This is a genomic window from Sphingomonas bacterium (genome assembly GCF_903642285.1).
Classification (GTDB): domain Bacteria; phylum Pseudomonadota; class Alphaproteobacteria; order Sphingomonadales; family Sphingomonadaceae; genus Sphingomonas.
Genome location: NZ_CAHJWJ010000052.1, coordinates 1 through 3534, shown reverse-complemented (window position 1 = coordinate 3534; position 3534 = coordinate 1). Strand labels below are relative to the sequence as shown.

Annotated in this window: 3 protein-coding genes and 2 pseudogenes; 3 read left to right on the top strand and 2 right to left on the bottom strand. The window is 68.6% G+C overall.

Annotated features, from left to right (window positions below; genetic code table 11):
• Positions 1 to 735 (top strand): annotated as a pseudogene (locus HUU99_RS15310) (hypothetical protein); the annotation flags it as partial.
• Positions 736 to 1006: 271 nt separating this feature from the next.
• Here HUU99_RS15310 and nusG read toward each other — a convergent pair.
• Both nusG and secE read right to left on the bottom strand, forming a co-directional pair.
• On the bottom strand, positions 1007 to 1543 hold the full coding sequence (nusG, locus tag HUU99_RS15305) for a transcription termination/antitermination protein NusG (RefSeq protein ID WP_174287433.1): 537 nt from the start codon (positions 1541 to 1543) through the stop codon (positions 1007 to 1009).
• Positions 1544 to 1558: 15 nt separating this feature from the next.
• Positions 1559 to 1756: a preprotein translocase subunit SecE gene (gene secE, locus HUU99_RS15300; RefSeq protein ID WP_174287432.1), complete on the bottom strand. Its 198-nt coding sequence runs from the start codon at positions 1754 to 1756 to the stop codon at positions 1559 to 1561.
• Between the two features lie 403 nt (positions 1757 to 2159).
• Between secE and HUU99_RS15295 the strand changes: the two genes are divergently transcribed.
• Together HUU99_RS15295 and HUU99_RS15290 are read left to right on the top strand one after the other, a co-directional pair.
• Entirely contained in the window at positions 2160 to 2963 is an 804-nt protein-coding gene (locus HUU99_RS15295) for a hypothetical protein (protein WP_174287431.1), read from the top strand.
• A 125-nt stretch (positions 2964 to 3088) separates the two neighbouring features.
• Positions 3089 to 3534, top strand: a pseudogene (locus HUU99_RS15290) (EF-hand domain-containing protein); the annotation flags it as partial.

Below are 3534 nucleotides of genomic sequence, written 5' to 3'. Positions count from 1 at the left end.
GGCCCCGCGCGTCCGGTCGCGCCAGCGAACGCCGGCGACCAGCGTCGCACGCACGGTGGCGAACCGGTCGTCATCCGCCACGCCGATGGTCGCCTTCAGGTCCGCCGCGCGCAGCCGGGCAAGCTGACGCGCGCTTGCGAACAGGGGTTCCTTCGCGCGTTGGCCGCGACGTGCAATGTCCGCCTGGCCGCCGCCGCGGTCGGCGCGGCCGAGGCCGCATTCTATCGCCGCCGCCGTCGCGATCCGGGGTTCGAGCGCGAATGGCGCCTCGCGCTGGCGGAAGGATATGCGCGGATCGAAAGCGCGCTGCTGTCGGGCTGGGCGATCGAGAGCCACGAACAGTCCGACTGGCGGCACAACGAACCCGCGCCGATCCCGCCGATGAGCCCGGCCCAGGCGCTGCAGCTCCTGTATCTCCACCAGAAGGAGGCGCGGCTCGGCGGCACGCCCGAACCGATGCGCCGACGTCGCGGCGAGTCGCCGGAGGTCGAGGCGATCCGCCTGACGCTGCTGGGCGAATTGCGGCTGGAACGCGCGCGCGAGGACTATCGCCTGATCGAGGCGGCACGCGCGGAGGCGCGGACGCCCCGGCCGAAGGATGGCGAGACGCCACCCGCACTCCCCGCGCTCGATCAGGTGACGGGGTGGAGCAAGGCGTCGGGACGATCGGCGCATCATCCGGACGTGGCGTTGTTCGGGGGATGGCGGATGCGGGACCTGAAGGGGCGGGGGTAGGAAAGCGGAAATGAGCGCTGAGGCGCGCTGCCCTCATTCCTGCCGGCACCATTCATCTGCCCAAACGCCTTCGTCGCCCCGCCTCGAGCCGGGGCCCCGCTGTTCTTCCACGCTGTCGATATCGGCGGCGTCCGCGCGTCAAAACACCTGACACGGGCGTAAATCCCGTGTCGTCGGTCGGGTCGCGGGGGCGACCCGCCGGCCGGCGTTCGCCCGTCTCGCTTCTGGCTGCGTTAGGCGCGTGCGGCCGTGAGCCGCATGCAGCGGCGGCTCACTTCGAGCGCTCGACCTGCTCAAAGTCCAGTTCCACCGGGGTGGCGCGGCCGAAGATGCTCACCGAGACCTTCACCTTCGACTTGTCGAAATCCAGTTCTTCGACCGTGCCGTTGAAGCTGGCGAACGGGCCGTCCAGCACCTTGACCGCATCGCCGATCTCGTAATCGACCTTGATCTTGTGCTTGGGGGCCGCGGCGGCTTCCTCCTTGCTGTTCAGCATCCGCGTGGCCTCGGTCTCGCTGATCGCCTGCGGCTTGCCCATCGCGCCAAGGAAGCCGGTCACCTTCGGCGTGTTCTTGACGAGGTGATACACGTCGTCGTTCATCTCGAGCTTGGCGAGGACGTAGCCGGGCATGAACTTGCGTTCGACCGCGATCTTCTTGCCGCGGCGCGCCTCGGTGATCGTCTCGGTCGGGACCTCGATCTGCTCGACCAGCCGGTCGAGTCCCATGCGGGTCGCCTCCGCCATGATCGAATCGCGGACCTTGCCCTCGAAACCCGAATAGGCGTGGATGATGTACCAGCGCGCCATGCCGCGGAAACCCTTTTATTGCGCGAGCTTGAGCAGCGCCGTGACGATCGCCTGGAAGATCGAATCGACGCCGAGGAAGAACAGCGCGAGGACCGTCGTCATCACGACGACCATCACGCCCGTCATCACGGTCTCGCGACGCGTCGGCCAGACGACCTTCCTGGTCTCCGTCTGGACCTGTCGGATGAATTCGATGGGGGACGTCTTCGCCACTGGCCTGCCAACCCGCTTGGAGAGATACCGACTCCGCGAGGCATGGGACCGCCACCGTTTCCCTGTCGGGACCCGGTGTGGACCATCCTCGCTGTCGGATGAGGGCGGCAGATAGCGCCGGTGCGGGGGGAACGCAAGCATGCGGTCCGGCGGCCGCGGCACGCCGATCGGTGCCCCGGCCCCGCTTCGCCACCGCAGCGGCGCGGCCACTATGCCGAGATCGACCGACAACTTGTTGCGACTACTCACCGGAGAAAGAATATGACAATTCGTTCATTGGATGTTTAGCATTCTATTCTACGAAACATCGGTGAGTACCGGGCTATACGTAAGCGTCCCTTAACGCCTCCTGCCTATAGCGTGGCGTGCGCCGGCACTGCCGGAACAGGCAGGAGACGCGACCATGACCAGTATCGGCAATACGTTCCCCGGTTTCCAGATGCCGCCGTCGCCGCGCGCGCGCATCGACGCGAGGATCGCCGCGGCCGCATCGGCCGGCACGATCAGCCAGACCGATGGGACCGCGTTGGAGACGGCAGTGGATGCGATCGGCCAGTCGCTGCGCAGCGGGGGATCGATTCTCGCCGGCGCGGGCGGTTCCGCGGCACCGACGAGCGGGACCGGCACCTCGTTCAAGGACAAGCTGGACGGCCTGATCGACGCCCAGGTGACCGGCGGGACGCTGACCGATGCGCAGGCGACGGAGTTGAAGGGCATCTTCGGGCAGGGCGCACCGTCGCAGGGCGTCCAGGGTCAGGGGGCCGACGCAGACCAGGACGGCGGCCAGGTGACTGCGACCACCGGCACGACCGGCCAGACGCCGGCCGCCGGCGGAGCGGTGCACGGCCACCATCATCACGGCGGCGGCGGCGGTGGCATGGCTGCGATCATGGCCGCGCTGGACGGCAGCGATTCGACCGACGGCAGCACCGATACCAGCGCGATCGACGCACTGACCGGTACGACGTCGACCGGCGCGACGGCCTCGACCACCTCGTCCGCGACGTCGCCCATCGCAGCGACGACCGCCGCGTCCTCTACGACCGCGGTCAGCGCTACCGACACCGCGACCCCGCAGCTCGACAAGCTGATCGGGTTCCTGGAGAAAATGCGCGAGAGCATCGGTTCCGCGCAGACCTATGGTACGGGCAGTGCCGACAGTTCGGGCACTGATGCCGCCGGCATGGTATTCAGCGGGATCGCCTGACGACTCCCGCGAGGCAAGGGCCGCTAGGCGAGCGGCGACACTCTGTTACACTTTCGTGCTTGCCGGGGCACCGCGGGGCAAACATCGGGTGGCTGCCCGTTCGCGACTTCAGCCGGAGACCCTTCATGCGCCGCCTTTCCGCCTTTCGCTTCGATTCCGCCCGTCGCGTATCGATCGCCATAGCGTTTGCGCTGGGGGCTTGCGCCAGCGATAACGGTCATGGCCATCGCTATGGCGGGCACGGGTCCGACGGTGCGCCGCCGCGGCCGCGCGAGCGCGTGTTCCTCAGCCCGATGGGCGAACCGTTCCGGGCCGCCGCCGATGCGGGCGATCCCGAGCGCGCCTGGTTCGACGGTGCGGATGCCGATCACGACGGGCAGGTGACGTTGGCGGAGTTCCAGGCGGATGCGGCGCGCTTTTTCGCGACGCTGGACGTCGGGCGTGACGGCGAGATCGATCCCGCGGACCTGGAACGCTACGAGACCGTTGTCGCGCCCGAAGTGCGCAGCGGCAGCGGCGGGATGGGCGGGGCGCGGGGCGGTGGCAGCGGCCAGGGCGGCGGCGGTCGTTC